Source organism: Stappia sp. P2PMeth1 (genome assembly GCF_900185735.1).
Classification (GTDB): Bacteria; Pseudomonadota; Alphaproteobacteria; order Rhizobiales; family Stappiaceae; genus Stappia.
This window is the reverse complement of sequence record NZ_FYAW01000060.1, coordinates 33,374-51,556: the sequence shown is the minus strand read 5'-3', so window position 1 is coordinate 51,556 and position 18,183 is coordinate 33,374. Positions and strand designations below refer to the sequence as shown.

At 65.5% G+C, this 18,183-nt stretch carries 16 protein-coding genes; 7 read left to right on the top strand and 9 right to left on the bottom strand.

Going from position 1 to position 18,183, the window contains the following annotated elements; translation table 11 throughout:
- Position 1: 1 nt before the first annotated feature.
- The 3 genes from P2PM1_RS24470 (at position 2) to P2PM1_RS24460 (ending at position 2,863) form a co-directional block, all read left to right on the top strand.
- Positions 2-1,021, top strand: a complete 1,020-nt coding sequence (locus tag P2PM1_RS24470) for an ABC transporter permease (protein WP_186389947.1) — start codon at positions 2-4, stop codon at positions 1,019-1,021.
- On the top strand, positions 1,021-2,181 hold the full coding sequence (locus P2PM1_RS24465; protein ID WP_186389946.1) for an ABC transporter permease: 1,161 nt from the start codon (positions 1,021-1,023) through the stop codon (positions 2,179-2,181). Before P2PM1_RS24470 ends, P2PM1_RS24465 begins: the two co-directional genes overlap by 1 nt.
- Positions 2,182-2,272: 91 nt before the next feature.
- Complete coding sequence (locus P2PM1_RS24460; RefSeq protein ID WP_186389945.1) at positions 2,273-2,863, top strand: trans-aconitate 2-methyltransferase; 591 nt, start codon at positions 2,273-2,275, stop codon at positions 2,861-2,863.
- On the opposite strand, the gene P2PM1_RS24455 is transcribed toward P2PM1_RS24460, so the two are convergent.
- From P2PM1_RS24455 to P2PM1_RS24435, 5 genes are all read right to left on the bottom strand, one after another.
- A complete protein-coding gene (locus P2PM1_RS24455; protein WP_208985412.1) occupies positions 2,838-3,671 on the bottom strand; it encodes a polysaccharide deacetylase family protein in 834 nt (277 codons plus the stop codon). The two genes, P2PM1_RS24460 and P2PM1_RS24455, sit on opposite strands and share 26 nt — an antisense overlap.
- The gene (locus tag P2PM1_RS24450; protein ID WP_186400907.1) at positions 3,668-4,822 is read right to left on the bottom strand and encodes a glycosyltransferase family protein; all 1,155 of its coding nucleotides are present in this window, start codon (positions 4,820-4,822) and stop codon (positions 3,668-3,670) included. Before P2PM1_RS24450 ends, P2PM1_RS24455 begins: the two co-directional genes overlap by 4 nt.
- A complete protein-coding gene (locus P2PM1_RS24445; RefSeq protein ID WP_186400906.1) occupies positions 4,819-5,946 on the bottom strand; it encodes a glycosyltransferase family 4 protein in 1,128 nt (375 codons plus the stop codon). Before P2PM1_RS24445 ends, P2PM1_RS24450 begins: the two co-directional genes overlap by 4 nt.
- An 18-nt stretch (positions 5,947-5,964) precedes the next feature.
- Positions 5,965-7,206, bottom strand: coding sequence for a glycosyltransferase family 4 protein (locus tag P2PM1_RS24440; RefSeq protein WP_186400905.1), 1,242 nt, complete (start codon positions 7,204-7,206; stop codon positions 5,965-5,967).
- A 68-nt stretch (positions 7,207-7,274) separates the two neighbouring features.
- The gene (locus tag P2PM1_RS24435; RefSeq protein ID WP_186389941.1) at positions 7,275-8,495 is read right to left on the bottom strand and encodes a glycosyltransferase family protein; all 1,221 of its coding nucleotides are present in this window, start codon (positions 8,493-8,495) and stop codon (positions 7,275-7,277) included.
- Between the two features lie 250 nt (positions 8,496-8,745).
- Here P2PM1_RS24435 and P2PM1_RS24430 point away from each other — a divergent pair, with 250 nt between their 5' ends.
- From P2PM1_RS24430 to P2PM1_RS24415, 4 genes are all read left to right on the top strand, one after another.
- Positions 8,746-11,289, top strand: coding sequence for an ATP-binding cassette domain-containing protein (locus P2PM1_RS24430; protein WP_208984527.1), 2,544 nt, complete (start codon positions 8,746-8,748; stop codon positions 11,287-11,289).
- A gap of 85 nt (positions 11,290-11,374) precedes the next feature.
- Positions 11,375-11,833: a cyclic nucleotide-binding domain-containing protein gene (locus tag P2PM1_RS24425; protein WP_186389940.1), complete on the top strand. Its 459-nt coding sequence runs from the start codon at positions 11,375-11,377 to the stop codon at positions 11,831-11,833.
- 19 nt (positions 11,834-11,852) lie between these two features.
- Entirely contained in the window at positions 11,853-12,671 is an 819-nt protein-coding gene (locus P2PM1_RS24420) for an MBL fold metallo-hydrolase (protein WP_208984525.1), read from the top strand.
- Between the two features lie 140 nt (positions 12,672-12,811).
- The gene (locus P2PM1_RS24415; RefSeq protein WP_186389939.1) at positions 12,812-13,579 is read left to right on the top strand and encodes an SDR family NAD(P)-dependent oxidoreductase; all 768 of its coding nucleotides are present in this window, start codon (positions 12,812-12,814) and stop codon (positions 13,577-13,579) included.
- A gap of 135 nt (positions 13,580-13,714) precedes the next feature.
- On the opposite strand, the gene ilvD is transcribed toward P2PM1_RS24415, so the two are convergent.
- The 4 genes from ilvD to P2PM1_RS24395 all read right to left on the bottom strand — a co-directional run bounded on the left by ilvD (position 13,715) and on the right by P2PM1_RS24395 (position 18,179).
- Positions 13,715-15,559: a dihydroxy-acid dehydratase gene (ilvD, locus tag P2PM1_RS24410; RefSeq protein WP_186400904.1), complete on the bottom strand. Its 1,845-nt coding sequence runs from the start codon at positions 15,557-15,559 to the stop codon at positions 13,715-13,717.
- Positions 15,560-15,728: 169 nt separating this feature from the next.
- Positions 15,729-16,439, bottom strand: a complete 711-nt coding sequence (locus tag P2PM1_RS24405) for an ABC transporter ATP-binding protein (protein ID WP_186395101.1) — start codon at positions 16,437-16,439, stop codon at positions 15,729-15,731.
- Positions 16,439-17,191, bottom strand: a complete 753-nt coding sequence (locus P2PM1_RS24400) for an ABC transporter ATP-binding protein (RefSeq protein ID WP_186400903.1) — start codon at positions 17,189-17,191, stop codon at positions 16,439-16,441. Before P2PM1_RS24400 ends, P2PM1_RS24405 begins: the two co-directional genes overlap by 1 nt.
- Complete coding sequence (locus tag P2PM1_RS24395) at positions 17,184-18,179, bottom strand: branched-chain amino acid ABC transporter permease (protein ID WP_186389935.1); 996 nt, start codon at positions 18,177-18,179, stop codon at positions 17,184-17,186. Before P2PM1_RS24395 ends, P2PM1_RS24400 begins: the two co-directional genes overlap by 8 nt.
- Between the last annotated feature and the right edge of the window lie 4 nt (positions 18,180-18,183).

Below are 18,183 nucleotides of genomic sequence, written 5' to 3'. Positions count from 1 at the left end.
GATGCTCTACTATATCCTGCGCCGGGTGCTAACGATGATCCCGACGCTTTTCGTGATCAGTCTGCTAACCTTCGTCATCATCGAGCTTCCGGCTGGTGACTACATCTCCAATCAGATCGCGGCGCTGCGGGCGACCGGCGAGAGCGCGTCGATCGCCAAGCTCGAGTTTCTGCGGGCGGAGTTCGCGCTCGACCGGCCCTTCCTGGAACGCTACCTGATCTGGATCGGCCTGTGGCCCGGCGTGCACGGTTTCGACGGCCTGCTGCAGGGCAACTGGGGCTGGTCCTTCGAGTATGAGAAGCCGGTTGCCGAAGTGGTGGGGCCGACCCTGCCGCTGACCATCGTGCTCAACGCCGCGACCATTCTCTTCGTCTATGTCGTGTCGTTTCCGATCGGCATCTATTCCGCGACCCGGCAATATTCCTGGGGCGACTACGGGTTCACCTTCATCGGCTATATCGGTCTGGCGACCCCGAACTTCCTGCTCGGCCTGATCATGCTCTACTTCGCCAACCTCTGGTTCGGCCTGTCGGTGGGCGGGCTGATGGCGCCCGAATATATCGGGCAGCCCTGGAGCGTGGGGAAGGCGCTGTCGGTCCTGGCGCATCTGATCGTGCCGACGATCGTCATCGGCACGGCGGGAACGGCGGCGATGATCCGGCGGCTGCGGGCGAACCTGCTCGACGAGTTGCACAGGCAGTATGTGACGACCGCTCGGGCCAAGGGAATGAGCGAGCCGCGCCTCTTGGTGAAATATCCGCTGCGCATGGCGCTCAATCCCTTCATCGCCGACATCGGCAACCTGATCCCCTCGCTCGTGTCCGGTTCGGTGATCGTGTCGGTGGTGCTGAACCTTCCGACCGTCGGACCGGTTCTGCTCAACGCGCTGCAATCGCAGGATCAGTTCCTTGCGGGCTTCATCCTGCTCTTCGTCGCGGTGCTGACGCTGATCGGCATGCTCGTCTCCGATCTGCTGCTGGCGGTGCTCGATCCGCGCATCCGGTTCGGGAGGAAGGGGTGATGAGCATGCGCAGCGAGAGCGAACACTACGTCAACCCGGAGGCCTTCAACCCTTCGGAGATGGAGACGCTGTCACCGGCGCAGGAGCGCTATTACCAGGCCTCGCAATGGCAGATCATGTGGTGGAAGTTCCGACGACACCGCCTCGCGGTGTGGTCGGGCGTGATCCTGATCCTGTTCTATCTCTGTGTTCCCTTTGCGGAAATTATCGCCCCCTACGCGCCGAACCAGCGCTCCAACGACCATCTCTACGCGCCGCCGCAGACGCTGCGCCTGTTCCACGAAGGCTCCTTCGTCGGGCCTTTCGTCTATGGGCTGAAGGCGGAGGTCGACCTTGAGACCGTGCGCTGGGTCTACACGGAAGACCGCCAGGACGTGCAACCGCTGCGCTTCCTCTGTTTCGGTTCGAAATACCGGTTCTGGGGCCTGTTCGATGCAAGCTTCCATCTGGTCTGTCCGGCCGAAGGGGGGACGTTCTATCTGCTCGGCACCGACCGGCTGGGCCGCGATGTGCTGTCGGGACTGATCTATGGGGCCAGGCTGTCGCTGACGGTCGGCCTTGTCGGCGTGACGATTTCCATCGTGCTCGGCCTGTTCTTTGGCGGGATCGCCGGCTTCTTCGGTGGCCTGATCGACAGCGCCATCCAGCGGCTGATCGAGATCCTGCGGTCCTTGCCCGAACTGCCGCTCTGGATGGCACTGTCGGCGGCCCTGCCGGTGACCTGGTCGCCGGTGTGGATCTATCTCGGCATCACGGTGATCCTCGGGCTGCTCGACTGGCCGGGTCTTGCCCGCGCTGTCCGCTCGAAGCTGCTGGCGCTGCGCGAGGAGGAATATGCCAAGGCGGCGCTGCTGATGGGGGCAACGCCCTCGCGGGTCATTCGCAAGCACCTGCTGCCGGGCTTCACCAGCCACATCATCGCCTCCGCATCCCTGTCGATCCCGGCGATGATCCTCGGCGAGACGGCACTCTCCTATCTCAACCTCGGGCTGCGCCGTCCGGCGGTCTCTTGGGGCGTGCTGCTCAACGAGGCTCAGGATATCTCCGTCGTCGTCATCTATCCCTGGCTGATGGCGCCGGTTGTCCCGATCATCATCGTGGTGCTCGCGTTCAATTTCCTTGGCGATGGTTTGCGTGACGCCGCCGACCCGTATAAGTGATGTCCGGCCGTAGGCAGGCCGGCGCTTCGGCGCCGGCTTCCGGGGGGCGTTGACAGACCGGTCGACAGGCCGGCAAACAGGAAGACAAGGCATGTCCAAGAACGCATCGACCGCCGATGGCTGGGACGAGGAGTATCGGCGCGGGCGCTGGTCTTTCCTGCGCGACCTGCCGGAGAGCGGCCGCTACGGCATCATCGGCATGTGGCTGGCGCTGAACGGATCGCTCGACAAGGTGCTGGATATCGGTTGCGGCGAGGGGCTGCTGTACGAGCGGCTGCAGCCGATGGGCATCCGCCGCTATGTCGGCGTCGATCTGGCGCCGGCAGCGCTCGGCATCGCCAATGTGGATCCCGAGATCGCTTCGCTGCGCGCGGGCGACCTGCACACGTTCGCGCCGGAGAAGGACGAGGTGTTCTCCGCCATCGTCTTCAACGAGGTGCTGCACTTTTCCGACGATCCGGCCGCCGCCGTGGCGCGCTATGTGCCGTTCCTGGCGCCGGACGGGGTCATCGCCGTGTCGATGTACTCGCCCAAGCGACTGGAGTCGGGCGCCAACCGCCTGATCGCCCGCCTGTGGGAGGCGACCGACGGGCCGGACTGGGAAGTGCTCGACGACTACCGACTGACCTCGGACAAGAAGAACGTCACCTGGCGGCTCAGGTTGCTCCGGCCGGCCGGCTGACGGCAGCAAGGCCGCGGGCCGCACGCTCTTCGTCGAGCAGGTCCGAGATGCGGGTAAGGCGGGCGCCGGGATGCGCCCGCAGGAGGGCGAAGGTCCTCTCCAGAAACTCGAAGCAGGCGTCGGTCTGCGCGAGGTGATGGGAGAGGATGCCGAGCGGCTCCGACGCATTGGTGCGCCGCCGCGCCAGATGGTAGTCGAAGCGCAAGGACGCCGACCGCCAGCCGATGAAACGGCGCTCCTTCTTCCACTTGATCATGTCCACATGCGTCTGCACCTGGACGAGCGCGCGCGGATGGAACTGGGTGAAGGTCGACAGACCGTGAAGCCCGGCCTCGCCGAGGCGGGCAGAGATGCGCGGCGCGATCCGGTTCCAGGGCGGCACCATGATCGGAACGAAGCGCGCGCCGAACAGCTCTTCCAGCCGCTGCCTGCCGCGCCGGATCAGCGCGATCGCCTCGTCCGGATCGCGGCGCCGGCCGAACTCCGCCGCCTTCTCGCCTCGCGACTTGTCCTGAAAATTGCGGTGCTCGTAGCCATGCTGCAGGACGCAGGCGAAGCGCTCGCCGGCGAGCCGCCCGGCAAGGGCTTCGGTCGCATTCGCCGGAATGACGGCAAGCGCGACCTCGATCTCGCAGGTGTTGGCGATCCGGAGCAACCGCTCCAGCGCCGGCGTCGGCTCCACCGCGTCATCGTCGCGCCACCAGACGGGCACCGCCAGGCCGCGCTCCGCGAACCAGTCGAGATGGCGATTGAGGCCGTCGCGATAGGCCAGAAAGTCGGGATCGTCGCCCATGGCAGCCCCGCTCATCCGCGTGCCTCGAGGGCCTGCGCGAGGATGTCGGCTGCCGCCTCGGCGCCCCCGAAGCGAACCGCGATGTCACGGCGGGGGGGGGGGATCGCCTCGTCGGCCGCTTGTGCCAGTGCGGCCGGCGTCAGCGTTTTTTCGGGAATGGCAACGGCGCGGCCATGCCGCACCAGGGCGTCGGCCCGCTGCTGCTGCTCGGTCTCCTTGATCTGCGCGAACGGCACGAGGACGCTGGGCACCCCGGCCCGGAGAATGTCGAGCACGGTGTTGTAGCCGGCCTGGCTGATCGAGAGGCGCGCCCGCGAAAGCAGCGAGGGGAAGTCCCTGCGCGCCCGTTCGACCACTATCCCGTCGCCGGCCTGGCCGGCGAGGGCGGCGAGGGTGGTCGTGTCGATGTCGTGGCCGGCGAGCAGCCGCCAGCGGCAGTCGCCCGCGCATCGGGAAAGGGTGCGCGCCGCAAGCGCCGCCCTGAGAAGCTCGATCCCCACGGCGCCGCCGCCGCAGGAGACGACGACCTCGTCCCGGCCGTCGTCGCCGGGTGCTGGCGGGCTGTCGGAACCGGTCTCGGCGAAGCCGGTATAGCGCAACAGATGCGCAACGCGATCCGTGAAGGGAAAGCTGTCCTCCAGCCGGATGAAGGCCGGATCAGCATGGACGAGGACGAGATCGTAGGCGGCCCGCGCCCGCTCGGCCATCTCCTCCTCCTTCCAGATCTCCTGCTTGCGCACGAGAATATCGCGGATCGACGCGGCAATCAGCGGAGGACGCGGCAGCGCCCTGGCGGCATCGACCAGACTTTGCATCTCGAATGCGAAGGGGCGTCGTCCGAAGGGCCAGGTTTCGGTCAGCAGCAGGTCGAACGGCCGGGCCCGAAAGGCGTCCAGCGTCGCCTTTGTGCGGGCCTCCTTCCACGCCTCGTCAATTTCCTGCCCATCCGGCGTCAGGAAGGTCTTGAAGCGGGCATCGAGCGCCCGGACAGGGGGCAGTTGGACGATCTTCAGACCGGACGTGTCCAGCAGCGGCGGCAGGTGATTGCCGGTGGCCAGCGTCACCGATATCCCGCGCGCGGCAAGGGCGCGGCCGATGGCTGCGGCCCGCAGCGCATGGCCGGTGCCGAGCAGGTGCTGGACATGGATGAAGGCGGATCGGGTCATTGCGGCGAAGCGGTAGCGCGGCCGGCGAAGTTGCGCAAGGCTCGGCTCAGGAGGGCGTCGAGACGTCCGGCGCCGCTTGCCAGGTCGTGATCGGCGCCGATGTGGTCTCGCGCCGCCGCCCCCATTGCCGCCGCGCGTTCTGGGTGGGAGAGCAGAGCAGCGAGGTTGGCGGCAAAGGCGGCGGCGTCTCCCTCGGCGGACAGCAGACCCGTGCGGCCATGGGCGACGATGTCGGGCACCCCGAACGTATCACCGCCGACGATGGCAAGGCCGGCCGCCTGCGCCTCCAGGAAGACGAGGCCGAAAGCCTCGCGGATCGCCGGCCAGACGAAGATGTCATGTGCGGCGCAAAGAGCGGGAATGTCCTCCGGTGCAAGGGTGCCCGTGAAGGTGACCGGATGGCGGGAGAGAAGCGCCTCGACCTCGGCACGGCCCGGGCCGTCGCCGGCAATGGTGAGGGTGAAGCGGAGGCTGGCCGGGAGCCGGTCCAGCGCTTCGGCGAGCACACGATAGGAGGCGAGCTTTGCCCCCTCGCGCATCATGCCGATGGCGAGCAGTCGCAGCGGCTCGCCGGTGTGCCGGGGCTTGCGCTCGGCTCGCAGGAAGGGGGCGGCATCGATGAAGGGGGCAAGCACGGCAAGCCGGTGCGGAGGAACGACGTCGGCGAGGCACTGGCGATCCGCCCGGTGCAGCGCCGCCACCATGTCGGCGCGGGCGAGCGCCGCGTCGGCGGCGGCAAAGCCGTGGGCCCACTCGCCGGTCCTGCGCTTCGGCGCGCGGCTTGCCTCGACGACGACATAGGGAATGCCGAACTCTGCCGCGATGGCCGGCCCGATCCAGTCGGGGGCCTTGTGGTAAAGGTGATAGGTCAGGAACAGGTCGGGCCGGTAACCGCGCGATCGCCAGGCGCCCGCCATGTGCTCGGCTTCGGCAAGGGCGGCCCGCTCCACCTCCTTTTGTACGTCGACGCCGCCGGTCGCCCGCCAGGCGCGGAATCGGGTGGCGGTCTCGACCTCGTGCCCGGCCGCCTCGAGTGCCTTCACGATCAACCGCCCCATAGTCCGGTCGCCGGAGGGCACCGGATCGTCGAGAGGCTTCATCGGGGCGGTGAAGGCGATGCGCATGGCGGTCTTCCTTCCACCTTACGAGGCGCGGGCCCGATCCTGGAGCAGGGGAGCAAAGCGAGCCGCCAGCCGGTCGATGCCCGGATCTGTGGAAAAACGCCGACGGACGTCGCTCGACGCCGCCCGGCCAAGACGCTCCCGTCTCGCGGGATCTCCGATCAGCTCCGCCAGCGCCGCGCTGAGGGCCGCGACATCTCCCGGCGGCACCAGGGCTCCCGTCTCGCCATCGCGGATGAGTTCGGGGATCGCCGAGACGTCGGTGGCGAGGCAGCACAGTCCCATCGCCTGCGCTTCCATCAGGACGTTGGGCAGGCCGTCCCGGTCGCCGGACTTCGCCACTTTCGAGGCGAGGACGAAAAGGTCCGCGCGCCCTGCCGCCGCGATCACATCCTCGCGTGGCCGCGCCCCGTGCCAGGTGACACGGTCCGACACGCCGAGGCTCTGCGCCAGTTCGGCCAGGCGCTTTGCCTGTTCGCCGCCGCCGATATGCTCGAACTGCCAATCGAGCCCCGCCGGCAACCGGGCGAGCGCCTTCAGCAGGTCGTCATACCCCTTCTTTTCCACCGCCCGGCCGACGGACAGGAGCCGCACGGGACCGTTCTCCCGGCCATCGCCGGCGCCATAGGCCTTCCGGCTGGGAAAGGGGGAGAAATCAAGCCCGTGATAGACCAGTTCCAGCTTGTCCGGCTGCGCGCACAAGGACCGCAGATGGTCGAGATTGACGCGGGTGCAGGTGACACCCCAGGCGGCATCGTCCAGCTTCACCCTGAGATCCCACTCCTCGCTGGTCCAGATGTCCTTGGCATGGGCGGAGAACGACCAGCCGCGTCCCGAAAGATGAGCCGCATAGCGCGAGACCGAACAGGGCGTATGCAGATAGTGGGTATGGATCCAGACGACGTCCTGGGGGAGTTCATGCGCAAAGACGCAGGCCTGGGCCCAACGGCGCTGACGGTTGGCGTTCGGCTCGCGGGCGAAGTCCGCCATGAACAGGGCATGGGCCGCCTGGTAGGTCGGCTGCCGCGCCGCCCAGCGTTTCGCCCTGGCGACACGGGCGGGGTCGTCCTTCACATATTCGGGAAGATACAGGACTTCCGCGGAAATCTGCCGGTGCACCTCATGAATGAAGGGGTCGTAGGGCTGGCGCAGCGCCACGATCAACTGGCCGATGCCCCGGCGCTCGAGGCCGAGGATCTCCTGCGCGATGAAGGTCTCCGACAGACGTGGATAGCCTTTGACGACGACGGCGATACGAGACATGCGTGGCAAGAGTCCTGAAAGCAGGGCGCGACTGATAGGCGTGCCGTGGCGGGTTGCTGGCCGGGGCGTCAGGCGCGGACGGCCGCCAGTTCCCTGAGGGGGGCGGCGCGTTCCGCGAGGATCCGCTCGACCCGGTCGCCGATCACGTCGAGCCCGCCGAGCAGATTGTCTATTCCGGCGGTCGAAGGAGGCGCAAGCCAGGGCAGTTCGACCAGGGCATCGATCATCTTGTCGACATCCGGATAGTCGTCGATCGGCAGAACCCGCAGCAGGCCGATGGTTTCGGCTCGGGTGGCACGGATCGACTGCTCGCGGCGGGGGACCACGCGAGGTACGAGCAGCGTCGGCTTGTCGAAGGACAGGATCTCACAGAACGTGTTGTAGCCGCCCATCCCGACAATTGCCTTGGCTCCGGCCATATAGGGTTCGATCGTCGGCAGGAAGCGCAGGATGTGAACGTCGCGCAGGTTCTCGGCGCGGGCCTGGAATTCCGCTGCCGCCTGGGCGGGCATGAAGGGGCCGAGCACGATCAGCGCCGGGAACAGGGGTTGAGCGCGCGACTCGTAGGCCCGCATGACCCAGTCGACCAGTTCGACACCGTCGCCGCCGCCACCTGGCGTGACCAGAATATAGGGCTCGTCGTCGAAGGGGAGGGGCTCGGTGATGCGGGCATCGGCAGGCACATCGCGCCGCAGGTAGCCGGTGTTCACTGCCTTGGCATGGACATTGGGAGACAGGCCCATGCCGGCCAGCGGATCGTGCAGGTCCGGCGGGCCATAGATCCAGATCTCGTCGTAAAGGCGCTCCAGCGCCGGATCGACATTCTTGCGCGTCCACTCCTCGCGCAGCACCGTCGGATCGTCCATCACGTCGCGCAGGCCGAGGATCAGGCGGGTGTTGCCGCGCTCCTTCAGCATTTCGAGCGTGCCGAGGATCTCGCCGCGCAGCCCCAAGGGCTCCTTGTCAACGATCAGGATGTCCGGATCGAAGACGTTCGCCGTATGCTCGATGATGGAGGTCCGGATCGCCAGGATATGCTCGATATTGAGCGACAGCGACAGCGGCGTGTATTCCCCGTTGCGCAACTTGATGACGCCGGGAATCCGGACGAAGTCGACGCGGGAGCGGAATTCGAAGCTGCCGATGATCGGAGAGCCGGACAGAATCAGCACCGACATGTCGGTAAACCGGCGGGTGAGGGCGTGTGCTATTGTCCGGCACCGTCGCAGGTGACCGAGCCCGAAGGAGTCATGGCTGTAGATCAGCACTTTCGGGGCGCTATTGGTCATGCCTACCCATTCGGTCAGCGCGTCGGTACTGCGGCACGACCACGCTCCCCCATCGTCCGTCCTTCTCTAGCTTCCGATTGGTGAGGATGCAAGGGCGGGGGCTCTTGTTACTTGTGGCGGTTTTGGCGCTCCACGTTATGATGCGCGGGAAACGCGCCGGATGTTGAAACAGGCCCGCGACACGATACCGCGATTGATCATGGAAAAAAGCCTTTTCAAATTCATCTGGCGATACAGTGCCCCTCAGCAGATGACGATCTTGCTGATCACGGTGATAGCTTATCCGGTCACCTATGTGCTGCTGGAACTGCCCAAGCTCATCGTCAACGACGCCATCCAGGGAGAGAATTTTCCCCGAGATCTGTGGGGCTTGGAATTCGACCAGTTGTCCTATCTGGTCATTCTCTGCCTCGCGTTTCTTGGACTGGTGGTGCTGTCGAACGGCATCAAGCTCGCCCTGAATGTCTACAAGGGGCGACTGGGCGAGCGCATGCTGCGCCGGCTGCGCTTCGAACTGTTCCAGCGCGTCCTTCGGTTTCGTCTGCCGCACTTCAAGAAGGTCAGTTCCGGCGAGATCATTCCGATGATCACCTCGGAAGTGGAGGATGTCGGCGGTTTCATCGGCGAAGCCGTGGCCCTGCCCGCCTATCAGGGCGGCATGCTGGCGGTCCAGATCGGCTTCATCTTCATGCAGGACCCGCTGCTCGGATTGGCCGCAGTCTCCTCCTATCCCATGCAGGCCTATGTGATCCCGAAGCTGCAGCGCAAGGTCATCGTGCTGTCGCGCAAGCGCGTGCGCAATGTTCGGGTGATCGCCGACAAGATCGGTGAGAGCATTGGCGGTGTTTCCGAAATCCATGCCAATGATGCATCCGCCTGGCACTCGGCGGATCTGTCAGACAGGCTCTACGCAAACTACAAGATCAGATTCCAGATCTTCAATTGGAAGTATTTTATCAAGTTTTTGAACAACTTCATGAACCAGTTGACCCCGTTCCTGTTTTACCTGATCGGCGGCTGGCTGGTGATCGAGGGAGATCTGTCCATCGGTGCGCTGCTGGCGGTGATCGCCGCATACAAGGATCTTGCCGGACCCTGGAAGGAACTGCTGGCCTATTACCAGATGGTCGCCGATGTGGACGTGAAGTACCAGACCGTCGTGGAGAATTTCGATCCCGCGGACATCTATCCGGTGACCCGGCTGACCGGCGAGGCGGAGGGGATGCGTCTGTCCGGCGATCTCGTGATGCGCGGCGTCAGTTTCTCCGGCGGGGCGGCGGGGCAGGAGGTCTTCGATGTGTCGCTGACGGTGCCGGAGGGCGCCCATGCCGCCGTGGTCGGCCCGGACGGATCCGGGCGCTCCGAGGTTCTGCAACTGGCCGCGGGGCTGCTCGGCGCCACGAGCGGGCGCGTGGAGATCGGCGGTCAGAACCTCGACAACTTGAGCGAGGCCGTGCTTGGGCGACAGATCGCCTTCGTCGGACCGTCGGTGCATGTATGGACCGGCACCGTGCGCGACAACATCGTCTACGGTCTGCGTCATCGCCCCTTGCGCCCGCCCGAGCGGACAGGAAGCGAGAAGGCACAACACGCCCGCAGGCTGGTGGAGGCGCAAGCCACCCAGAACCCGGACTATGACGTGGAGGCCGAGTGGGAGGACCTGGAGGCGGCGGGCGTCGAATCGGTCGATGCGCTCGACGCGCGCGCTCTCGAACTGATCGAAATGACGGGCCTTGCCGCGGATGTGTTCCGGATGGGCCTGCAGTCTCCGATCGATCCGGCACGGTATCCGGAGTTCGCCGAGCGGGTGCTGATGGTCCGCCGGGCGCTCGCCGATCGGGTGGCCGGCGACGGTCGGCTGGCTGCCATGGTCGAGCTTTGGGATGTCGGCAAGTTCAACAATTCGGCTACGGTGGCCGAGAACCTGCTTTTTGCGATGCCGGTCGATCCGGCTTTGGGGATCGACACCCTGGCTGCCGATCCCGACGTCGCCGCGGCGCTTCGGGAGACCGGATTGCGGGATCGGCTGGTCGAGATCGGTCTGAAGATCGCCGGCACCATGGTCGAACTCTTCGCCAATGTCAGCGACGATTCGGGCCTGCTCGGGGACTACTCGTTCATCACACCCGACGAGTTGCCGGAGTTCGATCGCATCGTGCGTGCCGCCCGCTCGGAAACGGGCAAGGGCCAGTTGCGCGATCCGGACAAGGAGCGACTGATCGGCCTGGCATTCAAGCTGATCCCGGCGCGGCATCGCCTCGGTGTGGTCGACGATGATATTCGAGCGGAGATCGTTGCCGCACGCGCCGCCTTCCACACGCGTCTCAATGGCGACCAGAGTCGCTTCGTGGTGTTCGACAGGGACAAGTTCATCGCTCCCATGTCGATCGAGGACAATCTGCTGTTCGGTCGCCCGCGTGTCGACCGGCGCGATGCCCGAGAGAAGATCGACGGCCTGATCCGCACCATTGTCGATGAGATGGATCTGCGCCGGCCGATCGTGCGCGCGGGCCTCGATTTCCATGTCGGCGTCGCCGGGTCGCGCCTCTCCACCGGGCAGCGGCGCCGCGTCGCGCTGGTGCGGGCGCTGATGAAGAACGCTGCCATCACCATTCTCGACGATACCGTGAGCAGCGGCAGCGAAGATGACCGGGCCCTGCGCGCATCCCTTCGCAAGGCGCTCGATGGGCGAATGCTGCTGTTCGGGGCGCCGAATTTGAACGTGGCGGCGGAATTCCCCCATAGTATCGTCATGCAACAGGGACGTATCGTCGACGAGGAAGGTGCGTCATGAAGCATCGATATCCTTGCGCGAAATTCCCGAACCTGAATGCGGAGGCGCCCGGCGCACAGCCGGTCGAACTCCCGAAGGAGGACACGTGACCCTTGACGCGGAAGTCGATGCGTTGCGGCGCGTGCCGCTGTTTCGCGGCATCGATGCAACCAAGCTGAGGCTCCTGGCCTTCATCTCCGATCGGTCCCGCTTCGCGCCCGGCGAGCATCTGTGCGACCAGGGGGATGACGGTGATTCTGCCTTCATCATCCTGGAAGGAGAGGTGGAAGTGCGGGTGAACACGCCTGACGGCGAGCGCACGGTCGCCAGGCTCGGCGAGAATTCCATAGTTGGCGAGATCGCGATCCTGTGCGACGTTCCCCGCACGGCCACGGTCGTCGCCATCAGGGAGATGGACGTCCTGACCGTCTCGAAGGACGATTTCCTCCGTCTCCTCAAGGAGTTCCCGGATATGTCGCTTGAAGTGATGCGAACGCTTGCGAAACGCCTGGACCGCACCACGCAGGATCTTGTCGCATTGCAGTCCTCGGGTGCTGCGGCGTGAAGACGGGGATGGCCTTTCTGTGACCCTTTCGCTGAAGCTGTGGGGCGTGCGCGGTTCGACGCCGACGCCGGGCCCCTCGACGCTCCGCTACGGCGGCGAGACGACCTGTTTCGAGATCCATGCCGGCGATGACACCTTCCTGATCGACTGCGGCTCCGGTGCGCGCAATCTGGGTCTGGAAATGCATGCCCGTCCGCCTGCCGAGTATGATCTTTTCTTCACACATACCCATCTCGATCATATCTGCGGACTGCCCTTCTTTACCCCTGCCTATGACGACCGGTTCTCCATCAATGCCTGGGCCGGGCACTTCGCCGACAGTTCCGGACTGATGGACATCATCTGCCGGATCATGTCGCCACCGATCTTTCCCGTTGCCGCCAATACGTTGCGCGCCGTGACGTTTCGCAATTTCCGGGCCGGCGGCGAGGTCGAGCGCAAGGGGGCGGCCCGCCTGACGACGATTGCCCTCAACCATCCGGGCGGAGCGACAGGTTATCGGATCGCCTACGGCGGCAAGACGATCTGCGTGATCACCGACCACGAGCATGGCGATGCGGAGATCGATCGCGCCGTGCGCCGTTTCGTCGAGGGCGCGGACGTCATGATCTACGACGCCATGTATACGGATGAGGAATATCCCCGTTACGTCGGCTGGGGACACTCCACCTGGCAGAAGGGAGTGGAACTGGCCCTGGAGGCCGGGGTCTCGCAGCTTGTTCTGCATCACCACGACCCGCGACGGTCGGACGATGCTCTGGATGCGATCGGCGAGCAGGCCGCGCACCGGCATCCGGGCGTCGTGGTCGGGCGGGAAGGCATGGTGATCACTCCCTGACGGGCGGACGATCCTCCGGGGTCGACGTGACGTTAGGTCATGGTTTTCAGGCGCTTGACCGCCCGTCTGCTTCCTGCCACCTGTTGCTCACCAAAACGGTCAGGGAGTGCGCGGCGCTCCGATGCAATCAGGGAGTGAACATGAAGCTTGGGCAGGGAATTGCCGCCGTCGTAACGGGTGGTGCGTCGGGGCTCGGGGCTGCAACCGCTCGCCGTCTGGCGGCTGCCGGTGTCAAGGTCACGCTGTTCGACATGAATGTGGAGCAGGGCGAGGCGATCGCCAAGGAGATCGGCGGCGCCTTCGTCGCGGTGGACGTGACCAGCAATGACAGCGTCAAGGCCGGCTTTGCCGCCGCTCGCGGGCATTTCGGTGTCGAGCGTATTCTCGTCAACTGCGCGGGCATCGCACCGGTGGCCAAGACCACGTCGCGCGGCGAACCGCACCCGCTGGACATGTTCGAGAAGGTGATCGCCGTCAATCTGGTCGGTACCTTCCGCTGCATTGCCCATTCGTCGACGGCAATGGTGGAACTCGATCCGATCACGGCCGATGGCGAGCGCGGCGTCATCGTCTCCACGGCCTCGGTGGCAGCGTTCGACGGCCAGATCGGCCAAGTCGCTTACGCCGCCTCCAAGGGCGGTGTCGCAGCCTCTACGCTGCCGATTGCCCGTGACCTGTCGAAGTCCGGTATTCGCGTCATGACCATCGCACCGGGCATCTTCGAGACGCCGATGCTGCTCGGCCTTTCTCAGGACGTGCAGGATTCGCTCGGCCAGCAGGTACCGTTCCCCTCGCGCCTCGGTCGCCCGTCGGAATATGCCGACCTCGTTGCGGCGATCTGCGAGAATCCGATGCTGAACGGCGAGACGATCCGTCTGGATGGTGCGATCCGCATGGCACCGCGCTGATGCGCAGGTGCCAGCAAGGAGCCGTACCGCGCTGATGCGCAAGTGCCTTAGATGGTTGGCACCGTATTCATGCGAACAAAATAAAATCGGCCGCCCAACGGGCGGCCGGTTTTTTGGTATTCAGCAACTGGCGGCTCAGTCGATCCGGCGCACAGCGCCCTCTGCGGCGGAGGTCGCAAGCAGTGCATAGGCCTTCAGCGCCGTCGAGATCTTGCGCGTACGCTTCTCTCTCGGCTTCCAGGCATCCGCGCCCCTGGCTTCCATCTCCGCACGTCGACGCGCCATCTCCTCGTCCGAGACGGCGAGATGGATCGTCCGGTTCGGGATGTCGATCTCAAGCGTGTCGCCTTCCTGCGCCAGGCCGATTTCGCCGCCCTCCGCCGCTTCCGGCGAAACGTGGCCGATCGACAGGCCGGACGTGCCGCCGGAGAAGCGTCCATCGGTAACGAGGGCGCACTTCTTGCCGAGGCCTTTCGACTTCAGGTAGCTGGTCGGGTAGAGCATCTCCTGCATGCCGGGGCCGCCGCGCGGTCCTTCGTAGACGATCAGCACCACGTCTCCGGCCTCGATCTTGCCCGTCAGGATGGCGTTCACGGCGCTGTCCTGGCTCTCGAAAATGCGGACGCGGCCGGTGAACTTGAGGATCGAGTCGTCGACGCCGGCGGTCTTCACGATGCAGCCGTCGCGAGCGATGTTGCCGTAGAGAACCGCAAGGCCGCCGTCCTGGGAATAGGCATGCTCCTTTGAGCGAATGACGCCCGTCTCCCGGTCGGTGTCGACGCTGTCATAGCGGCAATCCTGCGAGAAGGCGGTCTGGCTCGGGATACCCGCCGGACCGGCGCGGAAGAAGTCGTGGACGCTCTGGCTGCTGGTGCGCTTCACGTCCCAGCGTTCAAGGGCGTCGGCGACGCTCGCCGCATGGACCATCGGCAGCGAGGTATCGATGAGGCCGGCGCGGTCGAGTTCGCCGAGAATTCCCATGATGCCGCCGGCCCGGTGCACGTCCTCCATGTGGACATGCGATACGGACGGGGCGACCTTGCACAGAACGGGAACCTTGCGCGACAGCTTGTCGATATCGGCCATGGTGAAGTCGATCTCGCCCTCGCGGGCGGCCGCCAGCAGATGCAGCACCGTGTTGGTCGAACCGCCCATGGCAATGTCCAGCGACATGGCGTTGTGGAAGGCCTGACGGTTGGCGATGGAGCGCGGCAACACGCTGGCATCGTCCTGCTCGTAGTGACGGCGGGTGATATCGACGATCAGGTGGCCGGCTTCGACGAACAGCCGCTTGCGATCCGCGTGGGTGGCAAGGGTCGAGCCGTTGCCGGGCAGCGACAGGCCGAGCGCCTCGGTGAGGCAGTTCATCGAGTTGGCGGTGAACATGCCGGAGCAGGAGCCGCAGGTCGGACAGGCCGAGCGCTCGATGACCTGGACGTCCTCGTCCGAAACATTGTCGTCGGCGGCGGCCACCATGGCATCGATAAGGTCGAGACGGCGTTCCTTGCCGTCGGCAAGCCGCACCTTGCCGGCCTCCATCGGTCCGCCCGAGACGAACACCGCCGGGATGTTGAGCCGCATGGCGGCCATCAGCATGCCGGGGGTGATCTTGTCGCAGTTGGAGATGCAGACCATGGCATCGGCACAATGCGCATTGACCATATATTCGACGCTGTCGGCGATGATCTCGCGCGAGGGCAGCGAATAGAGCATGCCATCATGGCCCATGGCGATGCCGTCGTCGACGGCGATCGTGTTGAACTCCTTGGCGACACCGCCGGCTGCCTCGATCTCGCGGGCAACGAGCTGGCCGAGGTCCTTCAGATGCACGTGACCGGGAACGAACTGAGTGAAGGAGTTGACCACGGCAATGATCGGCTTGCCGAAATCTCCGTCCTTCATGCCGGTGGCGCGCCAAAGGCCGCGCGCGCCCGCCATGTTGCGTCCGTGGGTGGTGGTTCTGGACCGGTAAGTCGGCATGCTCGCCTCGATCAGTTCGTATGACTATTCGTTCGGAAGGATGGGGTACGGGATCGGGACCGCCGACGCAAGGAAATTGCGGGACGGGCTTGCGATGCGGCCATGCATTGCGCGCAAGGGTGCCGGATGGGACGCCCTGATCTCTCGCATTGGCTGAAATCTGCGATTTTCACACGCTGAGATAGCGTTCCCGGATCGTCGGATCGGCCTTCAGCTCGGCGCTCGTGCCGCTCCAGGCAACCTGGCCCTTCTCGACCACCACATGCCGGTCGGCGAGTGACTCCAGCGCCTCGACATTCTTGTCGACGACGAGGATTGACTGTCCCTCGCTCTTGAGCCGCTCGAGGCAACTCCAGATCTCGGCGCGGATCAGCGGCGCCAGTCCCTCGGTCGCCTCGTCGAGAATGAGGAGCTTCGGGTTTGTCATCAGCGCCCGGCCGATGGCCAGCATCTGCTGCTCGCCGCCGGAGAGCTGGTTGCCCATGTTGGCGCGCCGCTCCTTCAATCGGGGAAAGAACTCGTAGACCCGCGACAGGGACCAGCCAGGCGCCGCGCCGAAGCGGTTTGCGGCGGTGGCAACCAGGTTCTCCTCGACCGAAAGCGTCGGAAACACCTGCCGGCCTTCCGGCACCAGACCCAGCCCGCACTGCGCGATACGGTAGGATGGCGCGCCGGTCACGTCCTTACCCTCAAAGCGGATCTTTCCGCTGCTCGCCGCCATCATCCCCATAAGCGTGCGGATGGTGGTCGTCTTGCCCATGCCGTTGCGGCCCATGAGGGTGACGACCTCGCCGGTGCCGACGGTGAAGCTCATGCCGAACAGCACCTTTGCCGCGCCATAGGCGGCCTCGATGCCGTCCAGTTCCAGCAGATCGGTCATCAGGCGGCCTCCTCGCCGAGATAGGCTTCCCGCACCTTGGCGCTGGTGCGGATCTGCTCCGGGGTGCCTGTCTCGATGATCTGTCCATAGACGAGGACCGAGATCCGGTCGGCCAGCGCGAAGACGGCGCTCATGTCATGTTCGACCAGGAGCATGGCGTATCGACCTTTGAGCTGGCCGAGCACCTCGACCAGGCGGTCGGTTTCCTCGCGTCCCGTGCCGGCCATCGGCTCGTCCAAAAGCAGCAGCTTCGGTTCGCAGGCCATGGCGATGGCGAGCTCCAGCGCTCGCTTCTCGCCATGCGACAGGATGCCGGCGGGCAGGTCCGCGCGTTGGGAAAGGCCGAGCTCGGCAAGGCAGGCGAGGGCACGTTCGTTGAGGTCGCGGTCGCGCGAGACATTGCGCAGGAAGCGGAAGGAGTGGCCCTGGCGCGCCTGCAGCGCCAGCGCCACGTTCTCGCGGGCCGTGAAGGCGGGCAGAATCTCGGTGATCTGGAACGAGCGGGCGAGACCCGCGCGCGCCCTCGCATGCATCGGCAGATGGGTGACATCCTCGCCGGCGAAGCGGATGCTGCCGCCGTCGGGGCGCAGCGAACCGGAGATCTGGCCGATCAATGTCGTCTTGCCGGCACCGTTCGGACCGATCACCGCGTGGATCTCGCCGGGCAGCACGTCGAGCGAGACGTGATCGGTGACCTTGAGCGCGCCATAGGCCTTGGTCAGGTCCTGAAGCTGCAGGATCGGGTCAGCCATTCTTGCGTCCTCCCCCGAGCATTGCCGTCAGACCGCCCTTGCCGAACAGCACGACCAGCACGAGCAGCGGCCCGAAGATCAGCCGCCAGTGTTCGGTGAAATGCGCCAGCACCTCCTCCAGCACGAGGAAGGTCGCTGCGCCGACGATGGAGCCCGCAAGTGAGCCGAGGCCGCCCAGCACCACCATGACGATGAGTTCGCCCGACCGGTGCCACGACATGTAGGCCGGCGACACGAACTCCGCCGCGTTGGCAAGCAGCGCGCCGGCGAGGCCGGCCATCATCCCGGCGATCACATAGGCAACGAGCCGGTACCAGTAGGGATCGATGCCGATGGCGCGCAGGCGCATCTCGCTCTGCTTGGCGCCCTGCAGCACGCGGCCGAAGCGGGATGCGACGATCATCCGGGCAACCACGTAGCTGAGCAAAAGGACGCCGAGCACGACATAATAGAAAGTCGTCCTGTCACCGAGGACGGAGGATCCGAAGATCTCCGTGCGTCCCCACATGGTCAGCCCGTCGTCGCCGCCATAGGCGGAGAGCGATGTCGCCGTGTAATAGGCCATCTGCCCGAAGGCGAGGGTGATCATGATGAAGTATACGCCGCGGGTCTTCAGGCTGATCGCGCCGGTGACGGCAGCGAAGAGGCCGCAGACAAGCAGCGTCACCGGCAGGGATATCGTCACGTCCCAATAGCCGTGCTCGGCCAGGATCGCGACCGAATAGGCGCCGAGGCCGAGATAGGCCGCATGACCGAAGCTGACCAGGGCGCCGAAGCCGAGGATCAGCGAGAGGCTGACGGCGGCGATCGCGAACACCATCACCCGGATCGCGAAGAAGACGAGGAAGGTGTCGTTCATCGCGCTCGCCACCGGCGGCAGCGCCGCGAAGAGCAGGAAGGCGATGGCGGCGATCAGCGTCTCGCGGGAGCGCCGCGGCGCTGGGGACAGAGCAGCCGTTGCGGCCTCGGCGGAGGAGCTTGCGGTCATCGGG

Coding starts and splice junctions, on each gene's coding strand:
- P2PM1_RS24470 (WP_186389947.1), top strand. CDS start 2: ATGCTCTACTATATCCTGCGCCGGGTGCTAACGATGATCCCGACGCTT.
- P2PM1_RS24450 (WP_186400907.1), bottom strand. CDS start 4,822: ATGACCCGATCCGCCTTCATCCATGTCCAGCACCTGCTCGGCACCGGC.
- P2PM1_RS24400 (WP_186400903.1), bottom strand. CDS start 17,191: ATGGCTGACCCGATCCTGCAGCTTCAGGACCTGACCAAGGCCTATGGC.
- P2PM1_RS24405 (WP_186395101.1), bottom strand. CDS start 16,439: ATGACCGATCTGCTGGAACTGGACGGCATCGAGGCCGCCTATGGCGCG.
- P2PM1_RS24415 (WP_186389939.1), top strand. CDS start 12,812: ATGAAGCTTGGGCAGGGAATTGCCGCCGTCGTAACGGGTGGTGCGTCG.
- ilvD (WP_186400904.1), bottom strand. CDS start 15,559: ATGCCGACTTACCGGTCCAGAACCACCACCCACGGACGCAACATGGCG.
- P2PM1_RS24465 (WP_186389946.1), top strand. CDS start 1,021: ATGAGCATGCGCAGCGAGAGCGAACACTACGTCAACCCGGAGGCCTTC.
- P2PM1_RS24455 (WP_208985412.1), bottom strand. CDS start 3,671: ATGAGCGGGGCTGCCATGGGCGACGATCCCGACTTTCTGGCCTATCGC.
- P2PM1_RS24445 (WP_186400906.1), bottom strand. CDS start 5,946: ATGCGCATCGCCTTCACCGCCCCGATGAAGCCTCTCGACGATCCGGTG.
- P2PM1_RS24430 (WP_208984527.1), top strand. CDS start 8,746: ATGACGATCTTGCTGATCACGGTGATAGCTTATCCGGTCACCTATGTG.
- P2PM1_RS24440 (WP_186400905.1), bottom strand. CDS start 7,206: ATGTCTCGTATCGCCGTCGTCGTCAAAGGCTATCCACGTCTGTCGGAG.
- P2PM1_RS24460 (WP_186389945.1), top strand. CDS start 2,273: ATGTCCAAGAACGCATCGACCGCCGATGGCTGGGACGAGGAGTATCGG.
- P2PM1_RS24435 (WP_186389941.1), bottom strand. CDS start 8,495: ATGACCAATAGCGCCCCGAAAGTGCTGATCTACAGCCATGACTCCTTC.
- P2PM1_RS24395 (WP_186389935.1), bottom strand. CDS start 18,179: ATGACCGCAAGCTCCTCCGCCGAGGCCGCAACGGCTGCTCTGTCCCCA.